The sequence below is a fragment of the Halopseudomonas bauzanensis genome (assembly GCF_900114735.1).
GTDB classification, from domain to species: domain Bacteria; phylum Pseudomonadota; class Gammaproteobacteria; order Pseudomonadales; family Pseudomonadaceae; genus Halopseudomonas; species Halopseudomonas bauzanensis.
The window spans coordinates 263,701-277,943 of sequence record NZ_FOUA01000005.1 but is presented as its reverse complement, the minus strand read 5'-3'; the positions used below and the strand labels follow the sequence as shown (position 1 = coordinate 277,943).

General features: G+C 60.1%; 12 protein-coding genes. 9 read left to right on the top strand and 3 right to left on the bottom strand.

The window, feature by feature from the left end:
• Positions 1-41: 41 nt before the first annotated feature.
• Positions 42-1,253, top strand: coding sequence for a phosphoserine phosphatase SerB (gene serB, locus BM267_RS12635; RefSeq protein ID WP_036990662.1), 1,212 nt, complete (start codon positions 42-44; stop codon positions 1,251-1,253).
• Here the strand turns inward: serB and BM267_RS12630 are convergent.
• From BM267_RS12630 to epmB, 3 genes are all read right to left on the bottom strand, one after another.
• Positions 1,177-3,432, bottom strand: a complete 2,256-nt coding sequence (locus BM267_RS12630) for an EAL domain-containing protein (protein ID WP_074992213.1) — start codon at positions 3,430-3,432, stop codon at positions 1,177-1,179. The genes serB and BM267_RS12630 overlap by 77 nt on opposite strands.
• 52 nt (positions 3,433-3,484) lie before the next feature.
• A complete protein-coding gene (locus BM267_RS12625) occupies positions 3,485-5,263 on the bottom strand; it encodes a molecular chaperone (protein ID WP_074780191.1) in 1,779 nt (592 codons plus the stop codon).
• Between the two features lie 149 nt (positions 5,264-5,412).
• Positions 5,413-6,438: an EF-P beta-lysylation protein EpmB gene (gene epmB, locus BM267_RS12620; RefSeq protein ID WP_074780193.1), complete on the bottom strand. Its 1,026-nt coding sequence runs from the start codon at positions 6,436-6,438 to the stop codon at positions 5,413-5,415.
• Positions 6,439-6,557: 119 nt separating this feature from the next.
• Between epmB and efp the strand changes: the two genes are divergently transcribed.
• The 8 genes from efp (at position 6,558) to epmA (ending at position 14,157) form a co-directional block, all read left to right on the top strand.
• A complete protein-coding gene (gene efp / locus BM267_RS12615; RefSeq protein ID WP_036990657.1) occupies positions 6,558-7,124 on the top strand; it encodes an elongation factor P in 567 nt (188 codons plus the stop codon).
• A 287-nt stretch (positions 7,125-7,411) separates the two neighbouring features.
• A complete protein-coding gene (gene mbhE, locus BM267_RS12610; protein ID WP_074780196.1) occupies positions 7,412-10,135 on the top strand; it encodes a hydrogen gas-evolving membrane-bound hydrogenase subunit E in 2,724 nt (907 codons plus the stop codon).
• Positions 10,135-10,536: a sodium:proton antiporter gene (locus BM267_RS12605; RefSeq protein ID WP_074780199.1), complete on the top strand. Its 402-nt coding sequence runs from the start codon at positions 10,135-10,137 to the stop codon at positions 10,534-10,536. Before mbhE ends, BM267_RS12605 begins: the two co-directional genes overlap by 1 nt.
• Positions 10,533-12,023 (top strand): proton-conducting transporter transmembrane domain-containing protein, encoded by a 1,491-nt coding sequence (locus tag BM267_RS12600; protein ID WP_036990654.1) that lies wholly within the window; start codon positions 10,533-10,535, stop codon positions 12,021-12,023. Before BM267_RS12605 ends, BM267_RS12600 begins: the two co-directional genes overlap by 4 nt.
• Complete coding sequence (locus tag BM267_RS12595) at positions 12,023-12,508, top strand: Na+/H+ antiporter subunit E (protein WP_074780203.1); 486 nt, start codon at positions 12,023-12,025, stop codon at positions 12,506-12,508. Before BM267_RS12600 ends, BM267_RS12595 begins: the two co-directional genes overlap by 1 nt.
• Positions 12,505-12,828: an MrpF/PhaF family protein gene (locus BM267_RS12590; RefSeq protein WP_074780206.1), complete on the top strand. Its 324-nt coding sequence runs from the start codon at positions 12,505-12,507 to the stop codon at positions 12,826-12,828. Before BM267_RS12595 ends, BM267_RS12590 begins: the two co-directional genes overlap by 4 nt.
• Positions 12,825-13,172, top strand: coding sequence for a monovalent cation/H(+) antiporter subunit G (mnhG, locus tag BM267_RS12585; RefSeq protein WP_036990651.1), 348 nt, complete (start codon positions 12,825-12,827; stop codon positions 13,170-13,172). The genes BM267_RS12590 and mnhG overlap by 4 nt, the downstream gene beginning before the upstream one ends.
• Positions 13,173-13,197: 25 nt before the next feature.
• Complete coding sequence (gene epmA / locus BM267_RS12580) at positions 13,198-14,157, top strand: EF-P lysine aminoacylase EpmA (protein WP_074780208.1); 960 nt, start codon at positions 13,198-13,200, stop codon at positions 14,155-14,157.
• Positions 14,158-14,243 lie beyond the last annotated feature (86 nt).

Genomic DNA, 14,243 nt, shown 5'->3' with positions numbered 1-14,243 from the left:
GGGTAGAATAGCGAACTTTGTTTTCTGACTGGAGCGGTCCCTTGAAGGAAATTGTCCTGATCAACATCACCGGTCCCGATCGCCCTGGCCTGACGGCAGCTATCACCGGCATTCTGGCGCGGGCAAATGTCAAGATTCTTGATATCGGGCAGGCTGTTATCCATGACACTCTGTCGTTCGGCATCCTGGTGGAAATGGCGGGTGAGGACGGTCTTTCTGACGTGTTGAAAGACGTTTTGTTCCGCGGCTACGAGTTGGATCAGCAGGTGCGCTTCACGCCAGTGAGCGCTGAGGAGTATAGCCGCTGGGTTACTGGGCAGGGCAAGCCACGGCATATCGTCACGCTGCTGGCACGTCGGGTTACCGCCGAGCATATTGCTCGGGTCAGTGAGATTACGGCCCGTTACGGTCTGAACATAGACCATATCGATCGTCTTTCCGAGCGTATTCCCGAGGGCATGCCGAGTGATCAGGGCAAGGGCTGCATCGAGTTCTCGGTGCGCGGAGAGCCGGCCGATCCTGCGGCGCTGCGCACCGAGTTCCTGGCCATTTCCCAGGAGCTGAATGTCGATATCGCTTTCCAGCAGGACAGCGTGTTCCGCCGTAATCGCCGGCTGGTGGTCTTTGATATGGACTCCACCCTGATCGACGCTGAAGTGATCGATGAGCTAGCCAAGGCGGCCGGGGTTGGTGATCAGGTTGCCGAGATCACCGAACGGGCGATGCGTGGCGAGCTGGATTTCAAGGCCAGCTTCCGCGAGCGCATGGCATTGCTCAAGGGACTGCCGGTCAGTGTGCTGGAGGAAATCGGCCAGTCGCTGCGGCTGACCGAAGGTGCGGAAACGCTCATCGCCCAGTTACGCCGGCTGGGTTACAAGACCGCCATCCTGTCCGGCGGCTTCAGTTATTTCGCCGAAGGGCTGCAGCAGCGTCTGGGCATCGACTATGTCTATGCCAACGCCTTGCCGACCGAAGATGGACTGGTGACAGGTGAGGTGCTGGAACCCATCGTCGACGGCCAGCGCAAGGCCGATCTGCTGCGGGAATTGGCCCAGCGCGAGGGCATCAGCCTGGAGCAGACCATTGCTGTTGGCGACGGCGCTAACGATCTGCCAATGCTGTCTATCGCCGGCCTCGGTGTGGCCTTCCGCGCCAAGCCGCTGGTCAAGCAGTCGGCTAAACAGGCGATCTCCACTCTGGGCCTGGATGGCATTCTCTATCTGCTGGGCTTCCGGGATCGGGAAGGGTTCTGACGCTGCAAGAAGCCCGCGGGATATCTGGAAAACTGGCTTTCTGTGGAAGATTCCACGGTTCGGGCCAGTCTTCCAGGCTGCTTCTTGAGGGCAGTTTAGTGTGCCGGGCAGCTCCCTCCCCCGAGAAATTGAAGTTCATGCTGTCAGCGGGTGGTTGCAGATAATCGCCCTGGATGTAATTGACCTCAGCCTGCCATAGCGTTGGCATCATGGTGGCGCTGCTGACATTGGAGACGATGGTCAGTTTGCCTTGGCCATGTAATGTCGTGACCATCTCCTTGAGCTGCTCCACTGCTGCGGGTGTGGACAGGTCCCGACTGAAAGCGTCGTCGATCTTCACGTAATCGACCGGCAGATGCTTGAGTATCGCGTAGGGGTTGAGCGCGCCGCCGAAATGGCTGAGCGCGATCCGCGCGTGGATGGAGTGCAGCGCTTCGGCCAGTACCTTGGCGTGCTTCAGGTAATGGTTGGCTTCGGCGTCGTTGAACTGGAATACCAGTGCCTCGGCTGACAACCGGCTTTCCTTCAGCAGCGTGGAGATCCACTGCACAATTTCCGGGTCCTGTAGGCTGGCATTGCTCAGGCTCAGCACCAGCCGGGTATCCGCGCCTTTGCTGCGGTGCTGGGCGAGCAGCTTGACGGCCTTGGCGAGCAGCCAGCGATCAATGTCCATGGCCAGACCTGATTCCAGAGCCGCAGTATAGAATTCCGCGCTGGGGATTTCCTCGCCCTGACTGTTGAACAGTCGGAGAATGGTTTCGTAATGCTCGGCGCTGTCCCCGCGCAGGCTGATCACTGGCTGGAACTGCAGGCTGAACCCGTCGGTTTCCAAGGTGTGGCGGATCAGGGCGATGATATTGCCCCGGTTGGCCTGCTGCGCCAGCTCTTCGAGCGGGTTGAATACCTTGATAGTATTGCCACCGGCCTGGCTGATCTGCTCGGCGAGGCGATGGGCCCGCTCGATGGCCAGCGTCGGCTCCGGGTGAGTCTCGCTGATGCAGGAGACGCCGATGCTGACGGTGATCTGGATGGTGCGGCCATTGGCCTCGAACAGGTTGCCTTCGACCAGCTTCAGCAATTCTCCGAGCTGAGCGGTGATCGCTTCCGGTTCCTTGCCCTCGATCAGCACGCTGCAGGCGTCGTCACTGAAGCGGGCCAGCAGGGTGTTTTCGGGAAAGAACCGCCGCAGGATCTGCGCCAGGTCGGCCAGGATCAGATCCGAGCCGCCGATACCGATGTCGCTCTGCAGTACGTTGAAGTTGTCGATGCTCAGATATGCGAGGGTACTGGGCTGGCTGTTATGGACGGCCTGCTCGCTGATGTGGTCCAGCTGTTCCTGAAACCAGGACCGGTTGAACAGTCCGGTTACCAGATCATGGCTGGCCATGGCCTTGAGCTTTTCTTCGAACTCGGCGCTGGCTGTTTCGGCACGAATGACTACTTGGGTGCAGGGCTCGCCGTCGTAGTTCGCCGGCGAAAAGCTGAGCATTATGGGGAACTCTTTCCCCTCGCTGTCCCGCGCGGTGCAGCGCAGTTCACTCTGGTCGCCGCGGGTGGCGTAATGGCGGAGAAAGTCCTTGAAAGCGTGCTGGTCCTTGGCGGCGATCAGGCCAACCATGGGTTCGGCGGCCAGATCGTCCGCATCATCGTAGCCAAACAGCCGGCTGTAGGAACGGTTGGCGTAAATGTGCATGCCATCCAGCACATAGGCGATGGCGTCCACCGAGCTGTCCAGCAGTAGCTGACAGCGCTTTTCTGTTTCGCGCAGGGACTGTTCGGCAATGCGCCGCTGGCGACGGGCCGTGAGGTTGGTCAGCTCGCGTTTGACGACGAGGACGATCAGGCTGTCGGCGCTGACCAGTACGGTATCCTGCATGCCGCAGCGCATGGCCTCGGTACGGGTATCGACATCAACCTGGTCGGTCAGCAGGATGAAGGGCACATCATGGGCCTGGCTGATAATCTGGCAGGCTTCCTGCGCCGTCATGTAACTGGTTTCAGGGCAGGCCAGGCACAGATCCCAGGTCTGCTGCAGGGATTCCTGCAGATCTTCGCGAGAGGTGATCCGATGGGCACGGGTAGCATGCCCCGCGTTGCGCAGAAGGCTTACCAGACGCTCCGCATGGTTTTGCGAGTCGTCCAGAATCAATACTCTTATGGCGTGTGCGTCGATGCCCATGCTAGTCCATCACGTCCAAACGGCCGCGTCCCTGAGATCCAAGTGGCTGAATTTACAGAGACTTCCACAGGGAGTCAAAGTCATCCTCGGTGGCTATACTGAAACTTGTGCTATCGGTCTCGCTTTTGCCGACGGTTTTCTCTGCCTGGCCCAATATATGATGTTCGAATTGACTGAAGCTGCCGGTGGCCATCACCCGGTCGGCCAATTGCGCGCGCAACTCCTGGCCGCCAAGGCACAGCATCACCTTGTTATTGACCTGAAAGGGCAGGCGCGGGGTGAGCAGCGTCGGCGGACGATCGATGGCAGTGACTTCCGGCAGCAGCAGAGCGCGCAGATAGCGGCTCGGCTGCTCGGTCTTGCGCAGCAGTTTGATGGCGCAAGGGGTGCAGTGTGGAGCGATGAGCTCGATGCCCATCTGGGTACCGCCGCCGCGTACCTGACGAATCCAGCGGACCACCGCGAGACTCCAGCTCTGGTCGCTCTGCTCCTGCACACCCAGTAATTCGCCGGCCTGCAACTGTTTGGGTACCTCACGTGGCCAGGTCAGGCAGAAGCCGCCGGGGCTGTGGTTGACGATACGCAGGTTGTGGACCGGGTAATGTTCAACGTTCTCTTCCTCGCTGGGCTCGTTCGGACTGTGATAGTTGATCTTTTCCACATCCGGCGCCCACTCGATGTCCTTGTCGCCATCGAAGGCGTTACTCCAGCCTTCCTGGGCGGCACGGCGGCTGCTGTCGGAGAAGGGGTTGCTGTCCTCGGCATTCATGAACTGCGAGAAGCTCTTGCCGGCGATCTGGAAATGGGTGGCGCTCATGCCGATGGTGACGCGCAGCTCACCGCGGCCCGGCATGCGGTTGAAGGTCCGTTCGGCGAGATCGCCCCAGGACTGGCTGACGTGCTGCAATAGCTCCACGCCCAGGCCTTCGGGCACCCGCAAGCGGTTGCGGGCCGGTTCGTTGTCGAGCAGATATTGCTTGATGGTGTCGACCAGCTGTCGGGTATCAAGGCCCAGGCTGCCAGTGAGATCCTCGTCCAGCACCAGCGAGCGGTAGCGGGGCGGGCAGTCCATGTCCGGATTGATGATGAACAGTGCATCGGTGGACTCTGCTTCGGTCAATCTGACCAGGCTGCTCCAGTCTTCCAGCTGGGCAAACAGTTTGGCCATGGCGCTCTGGCGGATTTGATTGGGCCGGGCGGAGCCCATGAGCAGTACTGTCAGATAGGTTCGCTCGATACTGAGGTGCTTGCCATCGAGACTTTCCGGATCGCTGACCGGTGCCTGATGCAGATCGCGTTTGCGGGCGAGCAGGTACAGTTGGTGAATTTCCAGCCAGATACCATCGGCCACCGGGCAATACAGTTGATAGGCGCGCAGCAATGGGCCGCTCAAGGAGCGAATGGCGCGCTGGATGGCCAGTGACATGAGCTCTTCGCGATCGCGGTTCTTCATGCCGGCCTCCTGGCCCACCACAATCTTGTAGCCGTTGGCCAGGTGATTCTGCAGCGACTGGGAGAGGTTGGCCACCTTGCGCGGGCGGTCTTCGAGAACGATCGACTGGCCCAGATAATAGCGTGCCAGGGCGGAGCAGACGTAATGCACGCTGGGGCGGATCTGCTCCAGCATGGCCAGGCGCTTGTCGGGGGCGACTTGCAACTGGTTGAGTTCGATCAGCCCCTGGTAGAGCTGGCGTGCGGTCTCGCCGATGTTGGCCTTGGGCAGATTGGCAAGCCAGTCGATAATGCCCTTTTCGCTGCCGTCGGCAAAAGACAGGGACGTGAGAGTCTGCTGTGGCACCCGCAGATTCAGGGTGTGCGCCGTGTTATCCATAACATTTTTCTTCCGTTGCAGCCCTTTCAGGCTAAATCGAGAACGAATCAATCTGGAGTCCCATACATGCGTCACACCTTGATGATGTTTTGATCACAATGTAGCAGCTGGCCCCAACCCAAGCGAAGGGGTACGGGGAAAGCGGTCTGCTACTGACTGATCAATGTGGGCGGCAATGGCGTCTTGCTGGTTGCCCCTGCGACCTCTCTTACCAGGCGTGGTACCAGGAAGCCCGGCAACCTTGCCAACAGCTCCCCGGACAGTCGTCTGGCGGTATCATCGTCCACATGAAAATGCTGCGCTCCCTTCACATGATCCAACACATGAAGATAGTAAGGCAAAACGCCATTATCGCCTAGCGCTTCGCTGAGCGCGACCTGCGCCTCGATATTGTCATTGACGCCGCGCAGCAACACGGCCTGGTTGAGCAGCATGACTCCCGCCTGGCGCAAGGTCTGGATGGCGCTGCCCAACTGACTGTCCAGCTCATTGGCATGATTGCAATGCAGCACCATGCTGACCGGTAGCCGGGTGCCGCACAGCGCGTCGATCAGCTCGCTGGTGACCCGTTGGGGAATGACCACCGGCAGCCGAGTATGTACTCGCAGCCGACGCACATGGGCGATGTCGGCGATTTCCCGCGTCAGCCAGGCCAGGCGCCGGTCACTTGCCGCGAGGGGGTCGCCGCCGCTGTAGATGACCTCAGCGATGCTGTCATCCTGGCGGATATAGTCCAGCGCCTCACGCCACTCGTCGGTGCTCAGGTTATTGTCTTCATAGGGAAAGTGCCGCCGGAAACAGTAGCGGCAGTTGACCGCACAGCCACCGCTGACCACCAGCAACAGCCGTCCGTGGTATTTGTGGATAATGCCCGGGCGGGCGTTGGTCTGTTGCTCCCCAAGCGGGTCGAGTACGAAATCCGGATGTTCCAGCAATTCTTCTCCGACCGGCAATACCTGACGAAGCAGGGGGTCGGTGGGGTTGCCGCGCTGCATACGGCTTAAGTAAGGCTCGGGTACGCGCAGGGAAAAGTCGGCACTGGCGGCGCGAGCGGGCCCGAGTAGGGCTGGGTCCAGGTCGAGGCGGCTCAGCAGTATCCGTGGGTCGGTAATGCTGCCGGCCAGCAGACTTTGCCAGTTGACAGACTCAACAGGCGCTAAAGATCCATGTATCATTGGCGTTTTTCCGCGCATGGGTGACAGGGCATCCGTCGGACGTTGCGAGCAACGTCAGGCAGCAACCATCGGTCGGCGCGATTTCGGATGTATCCGTTCAAACTGTAAGTGGGAAATCTATGGCCAACTATTCTACCAACGAATTCAAGCCGGGTCTTAAAGTCATGCTCGACGGCGATCCTTGTGCGATCCTCGAGAACGAGTACGTCAAACCCGGCAAGGGACAGGCCTTCAACCGGGTCAAGGTGCGCAACCTGAAAACCGGCCGGGTCAACGAGCGGACCTTCAAGTCAGGTGATTCCCTGGAAGGCGCCGACGTGATGGACCGCGATATGGAATACCTGTACACCGACGGGGAATTCTGGCATTTCATGGCCACTGACGGTTCCTTCGAACAGTTTGGTGCCGACGAGAAGGCCGTGGGTGATACCTCCAACTGGCTGAAAGAGCAGGTCATCTACACGGTCACCCTGTTCAACGGGGCGCCGATCGCAGTGACTCCGCCGAACTTCGTCGAGCTGGAAGTGGTCGAGACCGATCCGGGTGTGCGTGGGGATACCTCCGGCGGCGGCACCAAGCCGGCCAAGCTGGTCACGGGCGCGGTGGTCAAGGTACCGCTGTTCATCAACGTGGGCGACGTGCTCAAGGTTGATACCCGTACTGCGGACTACGTAGGTCGCGCCTGATATAGGCGCACAGCAACAGACCTTGAGCGGCCCGCCTCGGATAGAATTCGAGGCGGGCCGCTGCGTTTCAGCACCTCTGGTTTCACTGGTAATTGATTCAAATTACTACAGGGACGCTTTTCTTCCTGCTTATTTATAGTCTTTGCGCGTTCGTTCGTGAGTAGCGGAACCGCTTGGCTTGTCAACATATTCCTACACGGCTCAAGCGTGTAAATTGTGAATATCACAACTTGACGGAGCCCTGTGACTTCCATGCCTTTCCTCATTCAATCGGGACCTGACTGACCATGCTGATCAGTTTGCTCGGTATCTTCATCAATGGACTCTGTGCGCCTTTTGTGTGGCGCCTTGCGCATCGTCATGCGGGGCTGCTGTTGGCGGTGGTTCCGGCGGCCAGCTTCATCTGGTTCGCTCTGCAGGTTCCGGAGATTTCAAGGGGCGGGGCGCTATTCGAAAGCCTGGCCTGGGTCCCGGCGCTGAATATCACTTTGGGTTTGCGACTGGACGGTCTGGCGTTGTTGTTCGCTTTGCTGATTACCGGTATTGGCACGCTGATAGTGATGTATTCCGGTGCCTATCTGCGTGACCATCGGCAACTAGGCCGTTTCTACGCTTACCTGTTGATATTCATGACGGCGATGCTCGGGCTGGTGCTGGCTGACGACCTTATAGCCATGTTCGTGTTCTGGGAGGCGACCAGCATTGCCAGCTATCTGCTGATCAGCTTCAACCATGAAAAGGCCGAATCGCGCCGCGCTGCGCTACAGGCTCTGCTGATTACCGGCGGCGGTGGCCTGGCACTGCTGGCGGGCCTGGTGCTGTTGGGGATTGCAACGGATACCTGGCAATTTTCCCAGCTGCAATCCGAGATGGTGCAGGGACATGCGCTGTTCCCGGCGATCATGGTGCTGGTGTTGATCGGTTGTTTTACCAAGTCGGCGCAATTCCCCTTTCATCTCTGGCTGCCCAATGCCATGAACGCGCCCACGCCCGTTTCTGCGTATCTGCATTCCGCCACCATGGTCAAAGCGGGTATCTATCTGCTCGCCCGGCTCAATCCCACATTGGGTGGAGGCACGGGGTGGAGCACGGTACTGATTACCCTCGGGGCATTAACGGCATTGCTGGGCGCCGTTCTGGCGATTCGCCAATATGATCTCAAGCGTATGCTGGCCTATACCACGGTGACCGTACTTGGCCAGCTGACCATGCTTATCGGCACCAATACCAGTTATGGCCTGCAGGCGTTCGTGCTCTACCTGGTAGCGCACTCCTTCTACAAGGGCGCTTTGTTCATGGCGGTGGGGGCCATCGATCATGCCACCGGTACGCGGGATATCCGGCGTTTGAGCGGCCTGTTCACGCTGATGCCGCTCACCGGCATCGCTGTCGGGCTGGCGGCCTTTTCCAACGCCGGCCTGCCACCTTTCTTCGGCTTCATCGCCAAGGAGTTCAAGTACGCCGGCCTGATCGAAATGGGTTCGATTGGCTGGACGGTTACCGTGGTGATGATCCTCACCAATGCGCTGCTGGTGGCTGCTGCGGGCCTGATTTTCCTGAAGACCTTTCTGGGCTCGCCCGGCAAGCTGAGCCACAGCCCACATGAGGTCAGCCCTCTGATGTGGATTGGCCCGCTGCTGCTGGCCGTGGGCGGCTTCGGCCTGGGTGCCGGCAATCAATGGCCGGAAATCTGGCTGGTCAACACCGCGGTGCAGGCCATCGCCAGCGAAGAAGTGGATGTGGGGTTGTATCTATGGGGTGGGATTACCCCTGCGGTCATCGCCAGCGCCCTGACGCTGGGTCTGGGTACGGTGTTCTACTTCAAGGCCGATGCCGTTCGCGCCCTGGCAAACCGGCTGGGAAGCATATGGACATTCAGCGGGGACCTGCTCTGGGACAAACTGCTCAAGCGACTGTTCCGCTTTGCCGGTGCCGTGGCCGCTTTGTTCCAGCACGGGTCGTTGCGTTTGCATATGGCGCTGATGACATTGGTGGTGAGTATCTGCGTGTTGTTCGGCATGCTCATGATGAAAACGACACCCTTCGATGGCCACGCATTATCGGAGGTCAGCCTGCCGGGCGTGATTGGCTGTTTGCTGGCGCTGGGAGGCGCCGCGGGGGCGGCTTTCATGGCTGGGCGCCTGGCGTTGGTGGCATCGCTTGGGGCAAGTGGCCTGGGCCTGGCGTTGTTCTTCGTTTCGATCAACGCGCCGGATGTGGCACTGACGCAACTGATGGTCGAGACCCTGACCGTGGTCTTTCTCGCCATGGTGCTGCGGCGTATGCCGGTAGTGCCGGCCAGTGGCGGGAGTGGCGCCGGTGCGAATATCTGGCATGCCGCCGTGGCGGTGGTTTTCGGACTGGCAGTGACCTTGCTGATCATGACCGCAGTCAGTCAGCCATTGCCGGGTGATCTGGCCGACTGGTTCCTGGTCAACAGCCTGCCGAGTGGGTACGGCAGTAATGTGGTGAATGTCATCCTGGTTGATTTCCGGGCTGTCGATACGCTCGGCGAGATCCTGGTGGTAGCCATCGCTGCGCTGGCGGCATCGACGCTGCTTGGTGTCGGACAACCACCCACAGCCAAGCCCCGTGGCTTGCCCGAATTCAGCTCCCTCATGTTGCGCCAGGGTATGCGCCCGCTGGCAGCCATTCTGTTTCTGGTGTCGCTGGCCATTCTCTGGCGAGGACATAACCTGCCGGGGGGCGGGTTTATCGGCGGGCTGGTCGCTGCGACCGGCTTTACGCTGCTGATAGTAACGTTCGGGCGAGGCATTCAACGCGGACTGGCGCGCATTGCACCGCCGACCATTATTGGTCTGGGGTTGGCTTGCGCCGTCGGTGCAGGGCTATTTGGTCTGGCTGCCGAGCTTTCTTTCATGACTGGGCTCTGGGTTGCACCTTTCGGTGTGAAACTGGGAACGCCCTTGTTATTCGATCTGGGGGTTTTTCTGACGGTATTCGGTTCGGTCATGCATATGTTGCGCAATCTGATCGGGAGGGCTGTCTGATGGAATGGATCGGTGCCATCACCGCAGGCATCATGGCGGCGCTGGGCGTATGGATGATGCTGGACCGGCATTTGATGCGCGTGGTATTGGGCATTGCGGTTCTGGGTAATGCCATCAACCTGGGGGTGCTGACGGCTGGACGCTTCGCCGGTAGCGAGGCCGCCTTCACCTTCGCTGGCCAGCAGGTGCTGGATTCCGCCAACCCGCTCCCTCAGGCGTTGGTGCTTACCGCCATCGTGATCGGTTTTGCGCTTTTCGTTTTCGCCTTGTCGGTGCTCAAGCGGACCCATGAATTGCATGGCGACAAGGACACTGATCGAGTCAGCCAGGTGACCGAGCGGCCCGCTCCGGATCAGGATGAAGAAGAGCCGTATCCGCCGGCAGAGGATCGCAAGCCATGAACGTGTTGGTTATTCTGCCGATCCTCATTCCATTGACGACGCTATTGCTCGCGTTGCTGGTCAGACGCCACCACGCCTGGGTGACCGTCATCAGCATGACAGGCTCGGCAATATTGTTGCTCGCCGGTATCTATCTGGTTGCTCTGGCCGCCGAGGGCACGGTACTTAGCGCCCAGATGGGGGGCTGGGCTGCGCCCTACGGTATCAGCCTGGTCATAGATCGGTTGTCGGCGGTCATGGTTGCCATCAGTGGGGTAATCGGCTTCGCGACCCTGGTCTATTGCTTCCGGCAGCCGATGCCGGCGGACTTTCTGCGCGATACCCACCTGTTCATTCAGGGCTTGCTGGTAGGCATCTGCGGCGCCTTCGTCACCGCTGACATCTTCAACCTCTACGTCTGGTTCGAAGTTCTGCTGATCGGTTCTTTTGCGCTGATTGCCCTGGGCGGCGGGGAGCGACGCCTGTCGGGGGCGATGACCTACCTGGTGCTGAACATGTTGGCGACGCTGCTGTTCCTGCTCGCGGCGGGTCTGGTGTACGGGGCAACCGGCACGCTGAACATGGGCGAGCTGGCCTTGTTGTTCCGCGCCGATGAAGCCAGTGCCGGAGCATGGTTGGGCGTCATCTTGATGCTGGTTTCCTTTTCTATCAAGGCTGCGCTTTTCCCGTTGTTCGGCTGGCTCCCGGCCAGCTATCACGTGGCCTGGACGCCGGTCTCTGCCTTGTTTGCCGGGCTGCTTACCAAGGTAGGTGTGTACGCACTGATTCGCCTGGTGACATTGCTCTGGCCAGAGCCCGGCGTAGTGCACTCGGTGCTGCTATGGGTCGCCTGCGCCACCATGATCATTGGCGTGCTCGGGGCGGCCGCGCAGACCGAGGTGCGGCGGATATTGTCATTTCATATTGTCAGCCAGGTGGGCTATATGGTGCTCGGGCTGGCCCTGGCGACACCCTTGGCACTGGCCGGGGCGGTCTTCTATCTGATTCATCATATCGTTGTTAAGGCCAATCTGTTCTTCGTCGGCGGCATCGCGGCCAGGTTGAGCGGGTCTGAGCGTCTGGCGGCGATGGGCGGGCTGTATGCCCGGACGCCGTTGCTGGCCATCCTTTTTGCCATCCCGGCGTTGTCGCTGGCGGGCATACCGCCGCTGTCCGGTTTCTGGGCCAAATTCGTCCTGGTCAAGGCCAGCCTGGACGCTGGAATCTGGGTAGCGGCCTTTTTCGCCTTGTTTACCGGGATATTTACCCTGTTATCGATGAGCAAGATCTGGAACGAGACTTTTCTCAAGGCGCACCCCGACCCAGAACGGATTGGCGCGACGGGCAATGGGCCGCGGTCCGCCTGGTTCACAGTCGCCGGGCTGGCAGCGATCACAGTGATGATCGGCCTGGGCGCCGGCCCGGTAATGGATTACGCCATCGCCGCTTCAACCCAGCTGATCGAGGCGCCCGCCTATCTGCAGTTGCTGAACAGAGGAGGCGAATAATGGTGTATCTGCATCTGCTGCTCGCGACGGCGCTGGCCATGCTGCTGGCCCAGGCGAGCCCGCTCTACTGGATGCTGGCGTTTGCCGCGCTGTATCCGCTGTTTCGGCTGGGCGGCCTGGTCAATGGTGCCTGCCGGTTGTATGCAATGCGTATCGAGGCAGGTACCACATTCATCTGCTGGTTTACCTATCAGGTCTTCAGTGCATCGATGAATGTGGCGAAGATGGTCTTGAGCCCACATCGGCAACCCGAGTCCGCTGTAGTCCGCGTACCTTTGCAAACACGGGATAAGCGTTTGGTGACGTTGATTGGCTGCTTGCTCACGCTGACGCCGGGCACGCTGGCATTGGACTACTGGTCGCGCACCGGCGAGATGTTCGTGCACATTCTGGATACCCGCTCGATCGAGTCGGCCACTGGCTCCATTGCAGAAATCGAGAGGCGTCTCATGCGCTGGATCCAACCATTGGGAGGCGGCCGATGAATGTGCTACTGGCTGGACAGTATTGGGTATTGCACCTGGCCGGGGGGATCCTGGTGGTCAGCATGGTGCTGCTGATGTGGCGTCTGCTGGTTGGTCCGAGCAGGCCGGACCGGGCCGTCGCCATGGATGCGTTGACCATGATAGGCGTGGCGGGAGTCACTGTTCTGGCGCTGATAACCAGGCAGCAAGTGCTGCTGGATGTAGCTATCATCCTGGCCATTGTCAGCTTCCTGGGAAGTGCGGCTTTTGCATTACTGTTCCGGGGGGCTCACAGCAGCGACGAGCAGCCGGGACCCCAGCTTCATGAGGACGACATATGAAAGAGGCCATGGCATTTGCCGGTTCCATATTGATACTGCTCGGCGCACTATTCAGTTTGCTGGGCGCGCTTGGCGTGTGTCGGTTGCCTGATGCCTACAGCCGCATGCATTCAGCGAGCAAGGCCGGCGCACTGGGTGCCATCCTGATATTGCTGGGGGCCCTGTTTGCCACGGGTGGACATGCCTGGTTCAACGTTTTCCTGGCCGTTGCCGTACTTCTGGTTAGCGCACCGATGGCGGCTCATATAATATCGCGTGCCGGCCACATGGCTGGTGTAAGGCCCAAGGTCGGCCCGCTGGGAGATGCTCTCGAGCGCGCCAAGGACCGCAGCAGCAACCGCTGAATGGCGCTACTTCCCTGGAGAACATATGAACGATTGGCAACCGGCTGCGCCCCTGGGCAACCTGCGCCGGCGAGCGGAGATTATCAATGGTATCCGCCGGTTCTTCGCCGCGCGTGATGTGCTGGAGGTAGACACGCCCAGTCTCTCTGCCGCAGCGGTCAGCGATCCACACCTGTTCCCCTTTGTCACCGATTATGTGCTCGAGGGCGGTGGGGTCTCGCAGATCTTGTACCTGCACACCTCGCCGGAATACCCGATGAAGCGCCTGCTGGCTGCTGGCAGTGGTTGTATCTGGCAGCTATGCCGGGTCTATCGCAACGGCGAGACCGGTAGCCGGCACAATCCCGAATTCAGCATGCTGGAGTGGTACCGCATCGGTTTTGATCATCACCAACTGATGGATGAGGTCGATGATCTGGTGACGTCATTGCTGGGCAGCGAACGCGCGCGGCGGGTGACCTACGCGGCATTGTTCGTGGATTTCCTTGCTGTCGATATCCACACCTGTGGCGACGCCGAGCTGGCGCGGCTGGGGCGTGAGCATTGTGACTTCCAGGGTCAACTGGATCGGGATGGCTGGTTGAATCTGCTGTTCTCCCACTGCATCGAGCCGCAATTGCAGCAGCCGACCATGGTGTATGCCTTTCCGGCATCCCAGGCGGCGCTGGCTCGTGTGGTGGAGGGGGATGACTGCGTGCCCAGCGCGGCGCGTTTCGAGCTGTTCATCCGCGGAATGGAGTTGGCCAATGGCTATTTCGAGTTGACCGATGCCGATGAGCAGGCCCGCCGTTTCGCTGCTGACCAACAGCAGCGCCAGACGTTGGGGCGGCCGGTATTGCCGGTGGACGAGCTGCTGTTGAGCGGGTTACAGCAGGGGCTCCCGGAATGTGCGGGCGTAGCGCTGGGAGTGGACCGGCTGGTGATGCTGGCACTGGGAGCGACCCGGATCGACGAGGTGATCGCCTTTCCCCTGGCTCGCGCCTGACCGGATAATATTTCGCCGCCCATGACCGCTTGGGAAGGTGGCAGGGGCAAGCAAGAGAGGGGAAGTGACAACGCCCCCCGGCGAGC

What these genes read in the sequence shown, in the direction of transcription:
- BM267_RS12630 (WP_074992213.1), bottom strand. Translation starts at nt 3,432, where the DNA reads ATGGGCATCGACGCACACGCCATAAGAGTATTGATTCTGGACGACTCG.
- BM267_RS12625 (WP_074780191.1), bottom strand. Translation starts at nt 5,263, where the DNA reads ATGGATAACACGGCGCACACCCTGAATCTGCGGGTGCCACAGCAGACT.
- epmB (WP_074780193.1), bottom strand. Translation starts at nt 6,438, where the DNA reads ATGATACATGGATCTTTAGCGCCTGTTGAGTCTGTCAACTGGCAAAGT.
- efp (WP_036990657.1), top strand. Translation starts at nt 6,558, where the DNA reads ATGGCCAACTATTCTACCAACGAATTCAAGCCGGGTCTTAAAGTCATG.
- mbhE (WP_074780196.1), top strand. Translation starts at nt 7,412, where the DNA reads ATGCTGATCAGTTTGCTCGGTATCTTCATCAATGGACTCTGTGCGCCT.
- BM267_RS12605 (WP_074780199.1), top strand. Translation starts at nt 10,135, where the DNA reads ATGGAATGGATCGGTGCCATCACCGCAGGCATCATGGCGGCGCTGGGC.
- BM267_RS12600 (WP_036990654.1), top strand. Translation starts at nt 10,533, where the DNA reads ATGAACGTGTTGGTTATTCTGCCGATCCTCATTCCATTGACGACGCTA.
- BM267_RS12595 (WP_074780203.1), top strand. Translation starts at nt 12,023, where the DNA reads ATGGTGTATCTGCATCTGCTGCTCGCGACGGCGCTGGCCATGCTGCTG.
- BM267_RS12590 (WP_074780206.1), top strand. Translation starts at nt 12,505, where the DNA reads ATGAATGTGCTACTGGCTGGACAGTATTGGGTATTGCACCTGGCCGGG.
- mnhG (WP_036990651.1), top strand. Translation starts at nt 12,825, where the DNA reads ATGAAAGAGGCCATGGCATTTGCCGGTTCCATATTGATACTGCTCGGC.
- epmA (WP_074780208.1), top strand. Translation starts at nt 13,198, where the DNA reads ATGAACGATTGGCAACCGGCTGCGCCCCTGGGCAACCTGCGCCGGCGA.